This is a genomic window from Nocardioides sp., from assembly GCF_030150155.1.
GTDB lineage: Bacteria > Actinomycetota > Actinomycetes > Propionibacteriales > Nocardioidaceae > Nocardioides.
In genome coordinates, this window is record NZ_JASLGR010000044.1 from 17,132 (window position 1) to 32,984 (window position 15,853).

A 15,853-nucleotide genomic window follows, 5' to 3' on the forward strand; every position below is an offset into this window, starting at 1 on the left:
GTACGTTCCGGTCATGACAACCGACCAGGGCACCTCGTCCACCGCCCCCGCCCTGCTGAGCACCGCCGACCGGGCCGAGATCGCCGAGCTGGCACACCGCTACGCAGCCGCCGTCGACGAGCGCCGGATCCAGGACGTGGTCGCACTCTTCACCGAGGACTGCGCACTGATCTCGCCGGCGCCGCCGCAGCACATGGGTCCGACCACCGAGGTCCGCGGCCACGCCGGCGTGGCCGAGGCGATGGCGCAGCTGGGCGCCCTGCAGGCGACCGTGCACGCGATCACCGGCTCGGTGATCGACCCCGGCGCCGACGCCGACACCGCCGTCGGTCGGGTGAGCTGCTTCGCCCACCACGTGATGGAGGTGCGCGAGGAGCCGCTCGACGTGGTCTGGGCGGTGACCTACCGCGATCAGTACCGGCGCACCGAGGCGGGCTGGCGGTTCGTGCAGCGCTCGATGAGCGTGACGTTCCTGGAGCACCGCGCACTCAAGGCGGTGGCCGGTTAGCCGCGTTCGTCGTAACGCGGCCAGGGCTGGCCGACCCGGTCCTCGATCTCGGTGTTGAACCGGCGCATCAGGGTCACGAACCGCTCGACGTCGTCGGGGTCCCACTGGTCCATCAGGATCCGCAGGCCCCGGACGTTGAGCTGACGGTCGCACTCGAGGCGGTCGGCGCCGGCCTCGGTGATCTCGAACTTCCGGGCGATCCCGCCGTCGGGGTCGGGCACGCGCACCAGGTAGCCGGGCTTGACCAGGGCGGCGGTCTGCCGGTTGAGGGTGGAGACGTCGAGGCCGAGCATCTCGCTGAGCTCGCCGATCGTCATCGCGCCCTGGGTCTGGATCCGGGCGAGCAGGGTGTAGCCGCTGCGCTCGAGCTGGCGCTGGTCGTCCTTGCTCTGCCGTAGCGGGGTCAGGTGCCGTCCGAGCAGCATCGTCTCCAGCTCGAGCTCGTCGAAGCGATCAGTGTCGGCCACAGTGCCATCCTCCCCCACGGGCGCATCGTGCGCAGGATCACTCCCGGCACCTTTTGTGCATCATACATATTACATGTACGGTGCATACGTGAACGCCTCTCCTGTCTCCTCCCCTGAGGCGCCGATCTCCGGACGCAGCACGCGTCCCGACGCGATCGTCCTGGTCCTCGCTGTCGCCGGCATCACCGCCGCGCTGATGCAGACCCTGGTCGTGCCGATCATCGGCGAACTCCCCACGCTCCTGAACACGTCGAAGTCGAACGCCTCCTGGGTGATCACTGCGACCCTCCTCGCCGCCGCCGTCGCCACTCCCGTGAGCGGCCGCCTCGGCGACCTCTATGGCAAGCGCCAGGTCATGCTGGTCTGTGCCGTCCTCCTCGTCGTCGGTTCCGTGGTCTGCGCCACTGCCGGTGGCGTGGTCGCGATGATCGTCGGCCGCGCCCTGCAGGGCTCCGCGATGGGTCTGGTGCCGCTCGGCATCAGTGCCATGCGCGACCTGCTCCCGCCGGAGAAGCTCGGCAAGTCCGTCGCCCTGATGAGCGCCTCGATGGGCATCGGCGGCGCGCTCGGTCTGCCGATCTCGGCCGCGATCGCGGAGCACACCAACTGGCACGTGCTGTTCTGGTTCGCCACCGCGATGGCCGTCCTCGTGCTGGTCATGATCGCCACCCTGGTGCCGCCCACCAGAATCAGCGCCTCAGGCTCCTTCGACGTGCTCGGCGCCGTCGGCCTAGGTGCCGGCCTGATCTGCTTCCTGCTGGCGGTCTCGAAGGGTGCTGACTGGGGCTGGAGCAGCGCCGCGACCATCAGTCTCTTCGTCGCCGCGGTCGTCATCCTGCTCGCCTGGGGCGCCTTCGAGCTGCGCAGCGACAACCCGTTGGTCGACCTGCGCGTCACCGCACGCCCGGTCGTGCTGCTGACCAACGTCGCCTCGGTCGTGATCGGCTTCGCGATGTACTCCAACTCGCTGATCCTGCCCCAGCTGCTCCAGCTGCCGAGCGCCACCGGCTACGGCTTGGGCCAGTCGATGATGCAGATGGGTCTGTGGATGCTGCCCGGCGGCATCATGATGATGCTGATCTCCCCCGTCGGCGCGAAGGTCTCCGCCGCCCGCGGCCCGAAGATCACCCTCGCGCTCGGCTCCACCATCGTCGCCGTCGGCTACGCCGCCGCCGTGCTCGGGATGGGCTCGACCTGGACCCTGCTGATCGGCATCTGCGTGATCAACGCCGGTGTCGGTATGGCCTACGGCGCGATGCCGGCCCTGATCATGGGCTCGGTCCCGATCTCGGAGACCGCCTCGGCCAACAGCTTCAACACTCTGATGCGCTCGGTCGGTACGTCGGTCTCGGCCGCCGTGATCGGCGTCGTGCTCGCCCAGATGACGACCTCGTTCGGTGGGTACGAGCTGCCCAGCAAGTCCGGCTTCCAGGTCGGCCTGTGGATCGGTGCCATCGTCGCCCTGGTCGCCGCCGCGATCGCGATGACGATCCCGACCTCGGCCAGCAAGGCCGCCGAGTCGCACCTGGAGCACCCGGAGACCGCCGAGGGTGAACCCGCCGCTCTCTGAGGCACCCCTGCTCCACCAGGAGACACCCCGCGACTGCGGGAAACGGATCAGCCCCCGACCCTCGTACGAGGGTCGGGGGCTGATCCGTTTGTCAAAGAGTCAGGAGGACCCGGGAGGGCCCACGAGGGCTCAGGAGAAGGCGGGCAGCTCCATCCGGTTCACCTTGCCGGTCGCGTTGCGCGGCAGCGGGTCCGAGCTCAGGATCCAGCGGGTGGGCAGCTTGTAGCGCGCCAGCCGCGGGCGCAGGTAGTCGGTCAGCTCCTCCTCGCCCGCTGTCGCGCCCTCGCGCAGCACCACGATCGCCGCCACTGCCTGCCCGAAGTCGGCGTCGGGGACCCCGATCACGATGCACTCGTCCACGTCGGCGTGACCGGTGAGCTGGTGCTCAACCTCGGCCGGGTAGATGTTCTCCGCACCGCGCAGGATCAGGTCTGAGCGACGGCTCGCGATCCGCAGGTGACCCTCGGCGGTGAGCGAGCCGAGGTCGCCGGTGGCGAACCAGCCGTGGTCGTCGATCGACCCAGCCGTGGCCTCGGGGTTGTTCCAGTAGCCGCTCATCACCAGCGGTCCGCGCAGGCAGATCTCGCCCTCGACCCCGGCCGCGACGGCGTTGCCCTGCGGGTCACGGACCTCGATCTGCATCGTCGGCACGGCGCGGCCGACGGTCTCGGGGTCCTCGACCAGCTCGGCGGCCGAGGCCAGCGTGGCGGCGCTGGAGGACTCCGTCAGTCCGTACGTCGTCCCCAGCGAACGCCCCACGTGGGGCAGCACCACCCGGAGCCGCTCCTTGAGGGCTGCCGAGGACGGGGCGGAGTTGATCGAGAGGGTGCGCAGCGAGGAGATGTCGACGTCGTCCATCCCCTTGGTCTCGGCGCGCTCGACCAGGCGGGAGATCATCGTCGGGACAGCGCCCCAGTTCGTCACCCGCTCGCGCTCGACCAGGCGGAGCACCTCCTCGATGTCGAACTTGCCCAGGTGCACGACCGCGGTGTCCCCGATCGCGAGCCGGGTGACGCAGAGGTTGTGCAGGCCGGCGATGTGGAACAGCGGCGTCACCAGCAGGAAGCGGCGACCCGACTGCGGCATCCCCATCTCGGCGGCGACGGCGTCGTTGAGCAGGTGGAACCAGACCGCCGCGATCACGTTGCGATGGGTGTGGGTGGCGCCCTTGGGCCGCCCCGAGGTGCCGGAGGTGAAGAGCACGACCGCCGGGTCGTCCTCGTCGACGGGGACGTCGGGCAGGACGGCGCCGCGGTGGCGCTCGACCAGGGCGGGCAGGTCGGTGTCGATGTCGATCACCGGGGTGCCGGCCAGGGCGGCGGCCGAGCCCTCGAACGACTCCGCCAACGTACGCCGGGCAGCGTCGGCGACCACGACGGTCGGGCGGGTCAGCTCCAGGCCGTGCGCGATCTCGGCCGGCGCCCACATCGAGTTCATCCCGACCACGACGGCGCCGAGGCTGACCGTGGCCCAGAACGTGACCACCCAGTCCGGGCAGTTGGCGGCACAGATCGCCACCCGGTCGCCGGGGCCGACGCCGTACTCCTCCCGCAGGCCGGCTGCCAGGGCGGCGACCCGCTCCAGGTGCTCGGTGTAGGTGAAGCGCTGCGCGGCCGAGACCAGGTACTCGCCGTCGCCGAAGCGGGCCGAGGCCTGGAGCAGCTCGACCAGCCGGTGCTGGCGGTGCGCGAAGACGTCGACCTCGTGGCCGCTGACCAGCTCGGGATGGATCTCGAACGGCTGCCCCGGGGCGGTCAGTGCGGCGATGATCTCGTCACGCGTGGCCATCTGGTTCTCCTTCTGCGGTGGGTGCAACTGTTGCGGGGCTCGTGCCCGCGATGTCGATGAAGAGTCCGCGGGCCTCGACGCAGCGCTCGCCGTCGTACTCGATCCAGCCCTCGGCGGTGATCTTGCGGCCCGAGACCGTGACCAGGCGTGCGTGCAGGTCGACGGTGGTGCCGACCGGGACGCTACGCCGGAAGCGAGTGTCGAGGGAGCCGGTCAGGGCACGGTGCCCCTTCGCGGCGACCAGGGCGCTGAGCAGCGCGTCCATCACGGCCGCGCTGAAGCCGCCGTGCAGCCGGCCGGCCGGCCCCTCGTGGTGCGGCTCGACCCGCATCCGGCCGTGCAGGTCGCCCTCGACCCACCACAGCTCCAGCGGGATGCCGGCCGGGTTGAAACCGAACGACTCCCACGGTGCGTCGGCGGTCGCGGTGAGGAAGGTGCGGCGGTCGACGTCGGTGCGCAGCGGTCCCGGCCGGACGCTGCTCTCCAGCTCCGCGGTGAGCTCGCTCAGGGTGCGCTCGGCGTGCGCCAGCCGGTCGGGGGTGACGTCGGTGGTGGCCACGGCGCGCATCAGCCGGCGGGTGGCCGCGACCAGGCTGCGGGTGGCGGCGAGCCGGGTGAGCAGGGCCTCGGGCAGGGTCGTCATCGTCCCTCCACCCGACGGGCGGCGACCGCGTCGTCGGTGCGTCCGTCGCCGAAGCGGGTGTCGCGCTCGTCCAGGGCGGCACGCACCCGGCCGCCCGCGGCGGCCTCCATGAAGGCCCGGAACGCCGGGGTCTGGCCGGCCAGGGCGCTGACCTCGGTGCCGGCGCGGACCGCGGCGGGCATCCCGGCCGCGGCCATCGCCCGGTGCACGGTGCGCTTGTTCAGGGCGGTGATCTCGTCGGGGACCGCCGCGATCCGGGTGGCGATCCGCAGGGTCTGCGCAGCCAGGTCGGCGGCGGCGAAGGCCCGGTTGGCGAACCCGGCCTCGACCGCCTCGGCACCGACCATGACGTCGCCGGTGAGGACCTGCTCCATCGCGCGCCGCATCCCGAGCAGCCAGGCATGGTACTGCAGGTCCGGGACCCCGAAGCGCACCGCCGGGTAGCCGATCCGGGCGTCGTCGGCGACGTAGACCAGGTCGCAGGAGGCGGCCAGCTCCGACCCACCGGCCAGGCAGTGGCCGTGCACCTGGGCGATCACCGGGATCGCCAGGTCGCTGATCGAGAGCCAGCCCTCGACCACCTCCCGCTGGAACCGGCCCAGGCCGCTGCCCGGACTGGTGTACTTGAGGTCGTCGGTCCCGGGGTCGAGGTCGTAGCCGCCGCAGAAGTCGGGGCCGGCGCCGGCGATGATCACCACGCCGACCGCAGGGTCGGCGTCGGCCTCGGCCAGGGCGTCGAGCAGCGCCGTGCGCAGCGGTCCGCCGAGCGCGTTGCGCTTCTCGGGACGGTGCAGCGTGATCCGACGGACCCGCTCGGCGGGGTCCTCGATCAGGACGAGGCTCATCGGATGGTCAGCTGTCCACCGTCGACGTTCCAGCACTGACCGCTGACGTAGGAGGCCTGGTCGCTGGCCAGGAAGACCGCGACGTTGGCGATCTCGGTCGGGTCGCCGACCCGCTGCAGCGGGACCTGCGCCTGCACGTAGGCCTCCCACTGCTCGGGGGTGAGGTCGTCCAGGCGCGAGGTGGCGATCACGCCGGGGCAGATCGCGTTGACCCGGATCCCGGCCGGGCCGAGCTCCTTGGCCATCGAGGAGGTCAGGGACTGGATGCCGGCCTTGGAGGCGGAGTACGCCGCGGTGCCCGCCCCACTCAGCTTGCCCCCGATCGAGGAGACGTTGAGGATCGAGCCCGGCTTGGACTCGGCCAGGCAGTGCCGGGCGAAGGTGGTGCTCATCAGGAACGCGCCGCGCAGGTTGACGTCGATCACCCGGTCCCAGGCGGCGATGTCGAGGTCGACGGCCGGGACCCGGTCGCCGCCACGGCTGGCAGCGGCGTTGTTGACCAGGACGTCGACCCGGCCGAACTCGGCCAGGGTCGCGGCGAAGAGCGCCTCGACGCCCTCCTCGGTGCCGACGTCGGCGACCAGCGGCAGGGCCCGGCGGCCCAGCGCCCGGATCTCCTCGGCCACCGAGGCGATGTCACCCCAGCCGGCCTCCCGCTCGTCGGCGGGGAACGTCTCGGGGTCGCGCCCGGTCCCGGTGATCACGACGTCGCATCCGGCCCGAGCCAGACCGACGGCGATCGCCCTGCCGATCGAGCGCATCCGTCCCGCGCCGGTGACGATCGCGACGGTGGACTCCAGGCCGGTCAGGGCGAAGGTCATCGGGCACCTCTGTGGTCGGACGTGGTGGGGTGGACGCCGCGACCGTAGCCGGGTGCCGGTGTGACCGAGCCCTCACTCCCGCTGACCGGCACCGGCCTGCGGGCTCTCGGCGTCGAACCAGTCCCACTCCCACGGCTGGATCGGGAGCAGCGGTGTGCGCAGCAGGGTGGTGGTGCCCGGGCTCGCGGGCGCCGAGACCCCGAGTACGTCGAACGGGTCCCCGTCGCAGTACTGCACCCGGATCCGCAGCCGGCCCTCGCCGGGATCGACGGCGAGCCCGGTGCCGTCGCCGACCGGCGTCGGGGTGACGGTGGTGCTGGTGAAGAGCCACTCCCCCGCGACTCCCGGCCCCAGGTCCTCGGCGCGGGTCTCGGGCATCGGGGCCTCGGGGTCCTCGGCCAGTGCGACGTCGAGGACGATGCCCCGGTGCGGGCGCAGCGGCAGTGCCCCGACCGAGACCAGGGCACGTGGTGCCACCACCCCGTGCTCCGGGCAGAACATGCCGGTCAGCCGTCGTACGGTCCAGTCCAGCTCGGGCCGACGACCGGCGAGCCGGGTGCTCTCGCCGAGCTCCTTCCATTCCTTCACGCCGGGCTCCACGCGGCCGCCGACGCCCTCGGCGAACCAGTACATCGCCACGTAGTGCGCCGCATCCAGGGTCGAGTCGGCCGGCAGGCCGAGTGCCGCGCTGGCCTCCCGGCAGGCCGGCGTGCGCACCCACCGCTCGCCGTGCAGGACGCTGCCCAGCGCACGGTTCTCCGGCAGGTGGTCGAGCTGGTGCCAGGCGTTGTAGTCCTGGTGCCGCCCCGGATCGGTCACCTCCGGGAAGGAGAAGAACGCCAACGGGGCTGTCGAGACGCCGGTGTGCACCTGCCGGACGCTAGTGCTGGGGCAGGAGCACACCGGCAGCGTTCCCAGCCATCGGGAGTTGGTGGGAAACCCGGATCTGGGCGGTGGCGAACCCGGATCTGGGCGGTGGCGAACCCGGATCTGGGCGGTGGGAAACCCGGATCTCAGCAGGTCGGGGGCGTGCTGGCCCACTCCATCGCCCGCACCGTGTGGCCCAGGTGCTCGGCCTGGCGCGGGCAGGAGACCAGGTGCAGCACCGCCTGCGCGGCGGCGTCGACCGGCGCGGTCGCGAACCCCTTGTCGGCGATCGCCTGGGTGCCGCCGCGGGCGGCGGCGGCCTCGGTGACGACGAAGCCCGGGTCGAGGTTGAAGGCCCGCACCCCGGCGTCGCGGTACTCGCCGTTGATCGCCCCGGCCACGCGCCCGAAGGCGGCCTTGGACGAGGAGTACGCCAGCCCCCAGCCGCCCTCACCCGGGGCGGCCAGCGGCTCGTTGACCACCGAGCCGGAGACCAGGTCGATCACGGTCGCCCCGCCGGTGGCGAGCATCGTGGGCAGCAGCCGCTGCAGGAGGACCACCTGGGAGACGTGGTTGGCCTCCAGGCTGCGCCGCAGCGTCTCGGGCTCCAGGTCGAGGAAGCGGGCGTGGGGCAGGTGCGCGATCGCGTTGCTCACCACCACGTCGACCCTGCCCCACTGCTCCAGGACGGTGTCGGCCGCGGCCCGCACCGAGTCGGTGTCGAGCAGGTCCATCACCACCGGCAGCGAGCGCACGCCGAGCGCACGGACCTCGGCGTCGGTGGTCGCCAGGCTGCCCGGTACGGCGATGGCGCGCTGCTCCTCGTGCTGGGTGCGCGGCGGCACCGCGCCCTCCCCCTCGGTCTGGGTGCGACCGGTGAAGGCGACGTCGTAGCCCGCCCCGGCCAGGGCCAGGGCGATCTGTCGGCCGATCCCACGGCTGGCGCCGGTGACGACGGCGACCGGGCGCTGCTCCGCGTCGCCCTGCGGGTGGGACTTCTGGGTGCTCATGCCATTCCTCCTGACTCGACCGCCACCTCCAGCGGCGGTTCACTCTCCTCGACGATCACGGGGTGCCGCGCGGCGTGCTTGCCCAGCAGCGTGCAGCAGACCACCGCGACCACGGCGATCCCGACGCCCAGCGCCCCGCCGACCTCGTAACCCAGCCGGGTCGAGTGGCCGGCCGCGTCGGCGAAGCCCTGCTGGACCGCCAACGCCAGCGCACTGCCCAAGGAGAAGCCGAGGAAGCGCATCACCATGTTGAGGCTCATCGAGCTGCCCGTCTCGGCGGCGGGCACGAAGCGCAGCATCAGCCACGGGATCGAGTTGAACGTCAGACCGCTGCCCAGCCCGGCGAGCACCATCATCACGATCACCATCGGGACCGAGGCCGGTGCCAGCCACAGCAGCAGGTTGGCCGAGCCGAAGAGTGCGCAGCCCAGCGGCAGCAGCCGGTCGGGGCCGATCACGGAGGCGAGGCGGAGCGCGGTGCGATTGCCGATCACTCCGGCGACGGCGTACGGCAGCATCATCGATCCGGCCAGGGCGACCGAGTGGTCGAGGCCGTAGCCGTGGCCCTCGGGGGTCTGGACCAGGACCATCACCAGGGCGAAGTCGAGGTACATGCTGGCACCGGCGAGCAGCGCCGCCATGTGCGCCGCGGCGACGCCCGGGTGGGTCGCCAGGGTGAGGTCGACCAGCGGGAAGGCGGCCCGACGCAGCCAGGCGATGCAGGCCACGACCAGCAGGATCGCCGCAGCCAGGACGGTGATCGTCGGCGCGGCGAGGTAGCCCCAGTGGTCGGCCTGGCTGATCGCGAGCAGCAACGCGAAGGTGCCACACCCCAGCAGCAGCGCCCCGAGCCAGTCCACCTGGCTGGGCGCCGGCTCGTCGCTCGGCGGCACCGTCACGATGGCGACCACCAGCGCCACCAGGGTCAGCCCCAGACCGAGCCAGAAGGCGCCCTTGACCCCGGCGACCTCCGCGGTGAAGGCGGTGACCGGGAAGCCGAGACCGGCAGCGATCACGCCCGCCACCGAGATCGCCGCGATCGCACCACGCCGACGCTCGGGCGGCAGCGCGTCGCGCGCGACAGCGAAGACCAGCGGGCTCAGCCCCAGGCCGATGCCCTGCAGCGCACGGCCGGCGATCAGCAGCGCGATGCCCAGCGGCAGCGCCGCGAGCAGACCACCGAAGGAGACCAGTGCCAGCACCCCGATGATCACCGGCTTGCGCCGCGCCCCGGCTCCGAGGCGACCCACGATCGGGGTGGCGACGGCACTGGTCAGCATCCCCGAGGTCAGCGCCCACTGCGCAGTGCGCAGCCCGACGTGCTCGGTGCTCGCGATCGACGGGATGATCGGTGCTCCCAGGGAGCCGATCACACCGGTCACCATCGCCAGGATGATGAGGCCCGGGACGACGAGCTTCTCGCGCTGCGCGGTGGTGCCTGGCACAGGGTCTCCGTTCTTCAGGGGGCTGGTCACTGCGGCGCGGCCCAGGTCACCGCGAGCTCGCGGAGCCTGCTGCGAGCCAGCTTGCCGGTGTTGGTTAGGGGCAGCTCGTCGACCAGGTGGTAGGCCTGGGGAGCCTTGAACGCCGAGAGGTGCTCGCGCGCGAACCGGTCCAGCTCGTCCACGTCGAGTCCGGTGCCGCGCCCGACCACGAACGCCACCAGGCACTGGCCGCGACGCCGGTCGGGGATGCCGGTGACGGCTACCTGGATCACGTCGGGGTGGGAGGCGAGCACCGTCTCCACGTCGCCGGGGTGCACGTTGAACCCCGAGACGATCAGCATGTCGCTGCTGCGACCCACGACGGTGATCCGGCCCTGGTCGTCGAGGAAGCCGAGGTCGCCGGTCTCGAACCAGCCCTCGTCGGCCTCGCGCAGCCGGGTGCCCTGGGGCAGGGCGATGTTGTAGCCGCGCACCGCCAGCCGACCGACCTCGCCGACCGGGATCGGGGCGGTCGGGGCGAGCGGGTCGTCGGCGCTGATCCGCATCTCGACGCCGGGCATCGGGCTCATCGGGGCACGCTCGGGGGCCGGCGTGGGGTGGCCCTGCACGGGGATCCGGCAGATCGCCACCGTGCCCGACGTCTCGGTCATCCCGTAGCCGATCACCAGTTCGGCGATCTGGAGTGCCTCGGCCACGCCGAGCAGCTCGCGTACGGCGACCAGCTGGCCGCCGGCGATCGCGATCCGCACGTGTGGCAGCGGCCCGGCGTCCTGGAGGTCGTGGTAGATCGTCGGCGGCCCCGCCAGCACGGTGACCTCCTCGGCCCCCACCACGGCGGCGAGCTGGTCGCGCTCGTACGCCGGCAGCAGCCGCAGCGACGCACCGGCGATCATCGCCACCAGCAGCAGGCCGTTGAACCCGAAGGAGTGCGCCAGCGGCACCGCGCCCAGGAACCTGTCGGTCTCGACGATCCCCATCACCTCGGTGACGTCGCCGTAGAGCCGGAGCAGCTGGCGGTGCGTCATCGGCACCGACTTCACCGCCCCGGTGGTGCCCGAGCTGGACAGCACCAGGGCCGGGGCGTCGGGGTCGATCAGCGGGAGCGTGGACGGCGTCGTGCACGTCGAAGGGGTCGAGGTCGCCGTTCCGGTCGAGGGGGTCGGGGCGGCCGAGGGCGTCGGGGCGGCCACGTCGGAGAGGCTCACCGCCGGGATCACGTCGGTGTCGGGCAGGTCGTCGTCGTGGATCAGCAGGATCGGATCGATCGCCTCCAGCACGTGCGCCCGCTCCAGGCGGGAGGCACCGTGGCCGATCGGGACCAGCGCAGCGCCGCTGAGCAGCACGCCGAAGGCCGCCACCACCCAGCGGGTGGAGTTGCGGCCCTGCAGCGCGACCCGGTCCCCCGGGCCGATCCCACGCTCGCCCAGCAGGGCCGCGACGGCCGTGGCACGGGTGCCGAGATCGGCGTACGTCACCGTCGCCTCGCCGTCGACCACGACCGGTCGCCCGGCGTGGCTGCGTGCCCGCTCCAGGCACAGGTCGGCCAGCGTGGTGGGCGTGCCGAGCTCTCGCATAGGCGGAGTCAAGCAGCCTCCTCAGATCGGTGAGCGTGATGTTCCCACTGGGCTGCACCACACCCGGAGGTGACGGGATCGGGGCCTGGGACGGCCCCGATCCCGCCCTCTGACCGAACAGGCGGGCCAGGTCAGGCGGTGGCGCCGCCGTCGACGACGAAGTCCGAGCCGGTGCAGTAGCTGGCCGCGTCACTGGCCAGGAACGCCACCAGGGCCGCGACCTCGTCGGAGGTCCCCCGACGCGGGATCGGCAGGTGGCTCAGGTCCATCGTGCTGCCCGAGATCATCGGGGTGTCGACCGAGCCCGGGCAGACGCAGTTGACCCGGATCCCGGCCGGTGCCAGCTCGCGTGCAGCCGACCGGGAGGCACCGCGCAGGCCCCACTTCGAAGCCGAGTACGGCAGCGCGCCGCCGTGGCCGCGTACCCCCGAGATCGAGGCGACGTTGACGATCGAGCCGCCCGCCGGCATCACCGGGGCGACGGCCTGCATCCCGAGGATCGGGCCGACCAGGTTGATGTCGAGCAGCCGGCGCAGGTCGTCGGCGGGCCAGGTCAGCAGGTCACCCGTGCGGTAGACCCCGGCGTTGTTGACCAGGATGTCGATCCGGCCGTGCTCGGCCACGGTCGCCGCCACCACCCGCTCCCAGTCCTGGGCCGAGGAGATGTCGTGCTGGTGCACGCTCGTGCCCGGCACCCGGGCGGCCAGCTCCTCGAGCTCGTCGATCAGCAGGTCGGTGGCGACCACCCGGGCACCGAGCCGGGTGAGCAGCTCGACCTCGACGGCGCCCTGGCCGCGGGCCGCGCCGGTGACCAGCGCGACCTTCCCGCTCAGATCCATCAGCGCGCTCATGAGGCCATCACGAACCCGGCGTAGCCCAGGCTCTTCGTCTCCGCGCAGCGTTCGATGTAGGTGTGGAAGCCGGCGATGAACGGCATGAAGACCCGGGGCTTGCCCTCGATGTTGGCCCCGCGATACCAGGAGTCGGCCTTGACGAAGAGGGTCTTGTGCGCCGCCTCGTCGACGTACGCCGTCCACTGCCGTGCCGCGTCGGCACGGGCCTCCACCTGGGTGTGGCCCTCGGCCACCGCGTGGTCGATCAGATCGAGGATCCAGTCCACCTGCTGCTCGGCGGCGAGCACCATGTTGACCAGCACCGACGGGCTGCCGGGGCCGGTCACGATGAAGAGGTTCGGCAGGTCGGGCACCGCGACCCCCAGCAGGGTCTGCGGTCCTTGCGCCCAGGCCTCGGCGATGGACGTGCCGCGCGGGCCGCGCAGGTTCATCCGGGTCATCGCACCGGTCATCGCGTCGAAGCCGGTGGCCAGCACCAGGACGTCGAGCTCGACGGAGCGGGCCTCGGTCTTGATCCCCCACGGCATGATCCGCTCGATCGGCTCGCGGCGCAGGTTGACCAGGTCGACGTGGTCGTTGTTGAACGTCTCGAAGTAGCCCGAGTCGGTGCAGATCCGCTTGGTCCCGATCGGGTGGTCGGTGGGCAGCAGGTCGTCGGCGACGGTCGGGTCGACGACGATCGCGCGGACCTTCTCCTCGACGAACTCACGGGCCAGGTCGTTGACCCGCTGGTCGATGGTCTGGCCGGTGAAGGTCTTGCCGAACAGCACGCCACCCTCCTTCCAGCGTGCCTCGAAGGCGCTCCGGCGCTCGTCCTCGTCGATGTCCCAGATCGACCTCGGGTAGGCCTCGTGTGGGGTCCCGGCGGCGCCGGCGAAGGACTTCGCCCGACGCTCGCGGTAGGTCCGGCGCGCCTCGGTCTGCTCGTCCTCGGTGAGCGGCCGGTTGAACGCCGGCACCGAGTAGTTGGGCGTGCGCTGGAAGACCGTCAGGGCCGCAGCGTCGGCGGCCAGCAGCGGGACAGACTGGATCGCCGAGGAGCCGGTGCCGATCACACCGACACGCTTGCCGGTGACGTCGTACCCCTCCTCGGGCCACGACGAGGTCATCACGATGTCGCCCTCGAAGTCGTCCATCCCGGGGATCGGCGGCCGGTTCGGCGCCGAGAGGCTGCCGGTGGCGCAGATCAGCCAGCGGCCACGCAGCACGGTGCCGTTCTCGGTGGTGACGGTCCACAGTGCCGTCTCCTCGTCGAAGCTGCCGCCGTCGACGCGCTCGTTGAACCGGATGTGGCGGCGCAGGTCGTAGCGGTCGGCGACGTGCTCGACGTAGCGCAGGATCTCGGGCTGGGTGGCGTAGCGCTCGCTCCAGACCCACTCCTGCTCCAGCTCGGGGTCGAAGGAGTAGCTGTAGTCGATGCTCTCCACGTCACAGCGCGCGCCCGGGTAACGGTTCCAGTACCAGGTGCCGCCCGGTCCGGGGGCCGCCTCCAGGCCGACCGTCACGTAGCCGCGCTGGCGGGCGCGGTGGACGGCGTACAGCCCGGCGAATCCGGCGCCGATCACGATGACGTCGACCGGATCGCGGCTCACGTCCGGCTCGACGGGGGTGGGGTCACTCATGCATTGCTCCTCGGAGGTACGTCGGTCGGGGCGCCGATCAGGGCGCCGATGTCGCTCCACAACAGGTCACGGGCGGCGGCCGCGGGGCCGAGTGCTCCGATCGTGATGAAGCCGTGGAAGAGCTCGGGGTAGTGCCGGTGCCGGGTGCTGACACCGGCCTCGCGCAGGGCGGTGACGTAGGTGCGGGCCTCGTCGCACAGCGGGTCGCGGCCGGCGGTGACCACGATCGCGGGCGGCAGGCCACTCAGGTCCTCGGCCAGCGGCGGGGCGACCAGCTGGACCGGATAGGCCAGCCCCTGGGGGAAGGTCGCGCTGGCCTGCGCACCGAGGTAGGAGCGCCAGTACCACTCCATCGCCGCCTGGGTGTTGAAGTGCTCGACGCCGTAGTCGCGGTAGCTCGCGGTGGTGAAGTCCGGGGCCAGGCACGGGTAGAGCAGCACCTGGGCGGCCAGGGCCGGACCGCGGCGGTCACGGGCCATCAGGGCCACCACGGCGGCCAGGTTGCCGCCCGCGGAGTCACCGGCGGTGAGCAGTCGTGCGGGGTCGATGCCGAGCTCGCCCGTGTGCTCAGCGAGCCAGGTGAGGGCGGCGTAGGAGTCCTCCGCCGCGGCCGGGGCCTCGTGCTCGGGGGCGAGCCGGTAGTCGACGGAGACCACCACCGCGTCGAGGTGGCGGGCGACCCGGCGGCAGAAGCCGTCGTGGCTGTCGATGCTGCACAGCACGAAGCCGCCGCCGTGGAGGAAGAGGACGCCGGGGCGGGTGGTGCCTGCGGTTGTCTCGGAGTTGTTGGAGGTCGCTGCGGAGCGCGGGCGGTAGATCCGGACCCGGATCGGGCCGGCGGGGCCGGGGATCTCGCGGTCCTCCGCGTCGGCGTCGTCGAGGTTGTCGATCGGCTGGGCCCGGGCGGCGACCAGCGCTCGCGCCTCGGCTCCGCTGAGCTCCTGCACCGGCGGGAATCCCCCGTCGAGCAGGGCCAGCCAGGTCTCCACCTCGCCGGCCACGGACTCGTGCACCACTCGCCTCATCGCGCCTCCCATTCGTTCCTTTTGAACTATTCCTAACCGAAATAGTCCGAGGGGGCAAGAGGGTGTGTGCGAGAGGTCACATAGGTTCTAGAAGATTTCGAGTCGATATGCTTCGAATCGAAACCCTGTTCGTGGTTACGGACGAGTAGGATTCCGTCATGGCCAGCGAACCCAGCCCCCTGCCGAAGCTCCGACCGACCAGTTGGGCCGTGCTGGGCCTGCTCTCCTTCGGGGAGGAGCTGTCGGGCTACGACCTCAAGAAGTGGGCCGACTGGAGCCTGCGGTTCTTCTACTGGGCGCCGTCCTACAGCCAGATCTACGGCGAGCTGCGCAAGCTCGAGGAGCTGGGCTTCGCCACCTCGCGGGTGGTCAGCGAGGACGACGTACGCGGGAAGCGGCTGTACACGATCACCGACGCCGGCCAGGAGGCCGTGGCCCGCTGGGCCGCCGAGGCGCCGGTCGAGCAGCCGGTGCTCAAGCACGGCGTCATGCTGCGGATGTGGCTGGGCCACGCCAGCGACCCCGACCAGCTCCGCGCGATGCTGACCGAGCACCGCGACATGTCGGAGAAGATGCGCATCCGCGCCGCCGCCGACGCCGCCGGCTCCTCGCACGAGCCCGGCTGGGCCTACCCGGAGATGGTGCTCAACTGGTCGGAGCGCTACTACGCCGACGAGCGCGACCGCGCCGACGCGATGCTGGCCGACCTGGACGCCGTCCAGGCCAAGCAGAAGAAGTCCACGGCCGCCAAGCGCAGCACCACCGCGAAGCGGTCCTCCACGGACCTGCGCCAGCACCGCGCCTGACTTCCGGG

15 protein-coding genes are annotated in these 15,853 nt (G+C 71.9%); 3 read left to right on the plus strand and 12 right to left on the minus strand.

Going from position 1 to position 15,853, the window contains the following annotated elements; translation table 11 throughout:
- Nucleotides 1–13 precede the first annotated feature (13 nt).
- Nucleotides 14–508: a nuclear transport factor 2 family protein gene (locus Q1V88_RS13740; protein WP_300681854.1), complete on the plus strand. Its 495-nt coding sequence runs from the start codon at nt 14–16 to the stop codon at nt 506–508.
- On the opposite strand, the gene Q1V88_RS13745 is transcribed toward Q1V88_RS13740, so the two are convergent.
- Nucleotides 505–975, minus strand: a complete 471-nt coding sequence (locus tag Q1V88_RS13745; RefSeq protein WP_300681855.1) for a MarR family transcriptional regulator — start codon at nt 973–975, stop codon at nt 505–507. The genes Q1V88_RS13740 and Q1V88_RS13745 overlap by 4 nt on opposite strands.
- 88 nt (nt 976–1,063) lie before the next feature.
- Here Q1V88_RS13745 and Q1V88_RS13750 point away from each other — a divergent pair, with 88 nt between their 5' ends.
- Complete coding sequence (locus Q1V88_RS13750; protein ID WP_300681856.1) at nt 1,064–2,545, plus strand: MFS transporter; 1,482 nt, start codon at nt 1,064–1,066, stop codon at nt 2,543–2,545.
- Nucleotides 2,546–2,674: 129 nt separating this feature from the next.
- Here the strand turns inward: Q1V88_RS13750 and Q1V88_RS13755 are convergent, their stop codons facing one another.
- From Q1V88_RS13755 to Q1V88_RS13805, 11 genes are all read right to left on the minus strand, one after another.
- The gene (locus Q1V88_RS13755; protein ID WP_300681857.1) at nt 2,675–4,333 is read right to left on the minus strand and encodes a class I adenylate-forming enzyme family protein; all 1,659 of its coding nucleotides are present in this window, start codon (nt 4,331–4,333) and stop codon (nt 2,675–2,677) included.
- On the minus strand, nt 4,320–4,976 hold the full coding sequence (locus tag Q1V88_RS13760; RefSeq protein WP_300681858.1) for a PaaI family thioesterase: 657 nt from the start codon (nt 4,974–4,976) through the stop codon (nt 4,320–4,322). The genes Q1V88_RS13755 and Q1V88_RS13760 overlap by 14 nt, the downstream gene beginning before the upstream one ends.
- Entirely contained in the window at nt 4,973–5,821 is an 849-nt protein-coding gene (locus Q1V88_RS13765; RefSeq protein ID WP_300681859.1) for an enoyl-CoA hydratase-related protein, read from the minus strand. Before Q1V88_RS13765 ends, Q1V88_RS13760 begins: the two co-directional genes overlap by 4 nt.
- The gene (locus tag Q1V88_RS13770) at nt 5,818–6,642 is read right to left on the minus strand and encodes a glucose 1-dehydrogenase (RefSeq protein ID WP_300681860.1); all 825 of its coding nucleotides are present in this window, start codon (nt 6,640–6,642) and stop codon (nt 5,818–5,820) included. The genes Q1V88_RS13765 and Q1V88_RS13770 overlap by 4 nt, the downstream gene beginning before the upstream one ends.
- A gap of 72 nt (nt 6,643–6,714) precedes the next feature.
- Nucleotides 6,715–7,512, minus strand: a complete 798-nt coding sequence (locus Q1V88_RS13775; protein ID WP_300681861.1) for a hypothetical protein — start codon at nt 7,510–7,512, stop codon at nt 6,715–6,717.
- Between the two features lie 143 nt (nt 7,513–7,655).
- Complete coding sequence (locus Q1V88_RS13780; protein ID WP_300681862.1) at nt 7,656–8,519, minus strand: SDR family NAD(P)-dependent oxidoreductase; 864 nt, start codon at nt 8,517–8,519, stop codon at nt 7,656–7,658.
- The gene (locus Q1V88_RS13785) at nt 8,516–9,964 is read right to left on the minus strand and encodes an MFS transporter (RefSeq protein ID WP_300681863.1); all 1,449 of its coding nucleotides are present in this window, start codon (nt 9,962–9,964) and stop codon (nt 8,516–8,518) included. Before Q1V88_RS13785 ends, Q1V88_RS13780 begins: the two co-directional genes overlap by 4 nt.
- 26 nt (nt 9,965–9,990) lie before the next feature.
- Entirely contained in the window at nt 9,991–11,538 is a 1,548-nt protein-coding gene (locus tag Q1V88_RS13790; RefSeq protein ID WP_300681864.1) for an AMP-binding protein, read from the minus strand.
- 131 nt (nt 11,539–11,669) lie between these two features.
- The gene (locus Q1V88_RS13795; protein WP_300681865.1) at nt 11,670–12,389 is read right to left on the minus strand and encodes an SDR family NAD(P)-dependent oxidoreductase; all 720 of its coding nucleotides are present in this window, start codon (nt 12,387–12,389) and stop codon (nt 11,670–11,672) included.
- Nucleotides 12,386–14,014, minus strand: coding sequence for an NAD(P)/FAD-dependent oxidoreductase (locus tag Q1V88_RS13800; protein ID WP_300681866.1), 1,629 nt, complete (start codon nt 14,012–14,014; stop codon nt 12,386–12,388). Before Q1V88_RS13800 ends, Q1V88_RS13795 begins: the two co-directional genes overlap by 4 nt.
- Nucleotides 14,011–15,027 carry an alpha/beta hydrolase gene (locus tag Q1V88_RS13805; RefSeq protein ID WP_300681867.1) on the minus strand — a complete coding sequence of 339 codons (1,017 nt, stop codon included), beginning with the start codon at nt 15,025–15,027 and terminating at the stop codon, nt 14,011–14,013. Before Q1V88_RS13805 ends, Q1V88_RS13800 begins: the two co-directional genes overlap by 4 nt.
- A gap of 170 nt (nt 15,028–15,197) precedes the next feature.
- Here Q1V88_RS13805 and Q1V88_RS13810 point away from each other — a divergent pair, with 170 nt between their 5' ends.
- Complete coding sequence (locus Q1V88_RS13810; protein ID WP_300681868.1) at nt 15,198–15,845, plus strand: helix-turn-helix transcriptional regulator; 648 nt, start codon at nt 15,198–15,200, stop codon at nt 15,843–15,845.
- Nucleotides 15,846–15,853: the final 8 nt, after the last annotated feature.

Bases quoted from the DNA above. Each gene is read 5' to 3' on its own strand.
- Q1V88_RS13795 (WP_300681865.1), bottom strand. From the start codon at position 12,389: ATGAGCGCGCTGATGGATCTGAGCGGGAAGGTCGCGCTGGTCACCGGC.
- Q1V88_RS13800 (WP_300681866.1), bottom strand. From the start codon at position 14,014: ATGAGTGACCCCACCCCCGTCGAGCCGGACGTGAGCCGCGATCCGGTC.
- Q1V88_RS13765 (WP_300681859.1), bottom strand. From the start codon at position 5,821: ATGAGCCTCGTCCTGATCGAGGACCCCGCCGAGCGGGTCCGTCGGATC.
- Q1V88_RS13780 (WP_300681862.1), bottom strand. From the start codon at position 8,519: ATGAGCACCCAGAAGTCCCACCCGCAGGGCGACGCGGAGCAGCGCCCG.
- Q1V88_RS13790 (WP_300681864.1), bottom strand. From the start codon at position 11,538: ATGCGAGAGCTCGGCACGCCCACCACGCTGGCCGACCTGTGCCTGGAG.
- Q1V88_RS13760 (WP_300681858.1), bottom strand. From the start codon at position 4,976: ATGACGACCCTGCCCGAGGCCCTGCTCACCCGGCTCGCCGCCACCCGC.
- Q1V88_RS13770 (WP_300681860.1), bottom strand. From the start codon at position 6,642: ATGACCTTCGCCCTGACCGGCCTGGAGTCCACCGTCGCGATCGTCACC.
- Q1V88_RS13740 (WP_300681854.1), top strand. From the start codon at position 14: ATGACAACCGACCAGGGCACCTCGTCCACCGCCCCCGCCCTGCTGAGC.
- Q1V88_RS13810 (WP_300681868.1), top strand. From the start codon at position 15,198: ATGGCCAGCGAACCCAGCCCCCTGCCGAAGCTCCGACCGACCAGTTGG.
- Q1V88_RS13755 (WP_300681857.1), bottom strand. From the start codon at position 4,333: ATGGCCACGCGTGACGAGATCATCGCCGCACTGACCGCCCCGGGGCAG.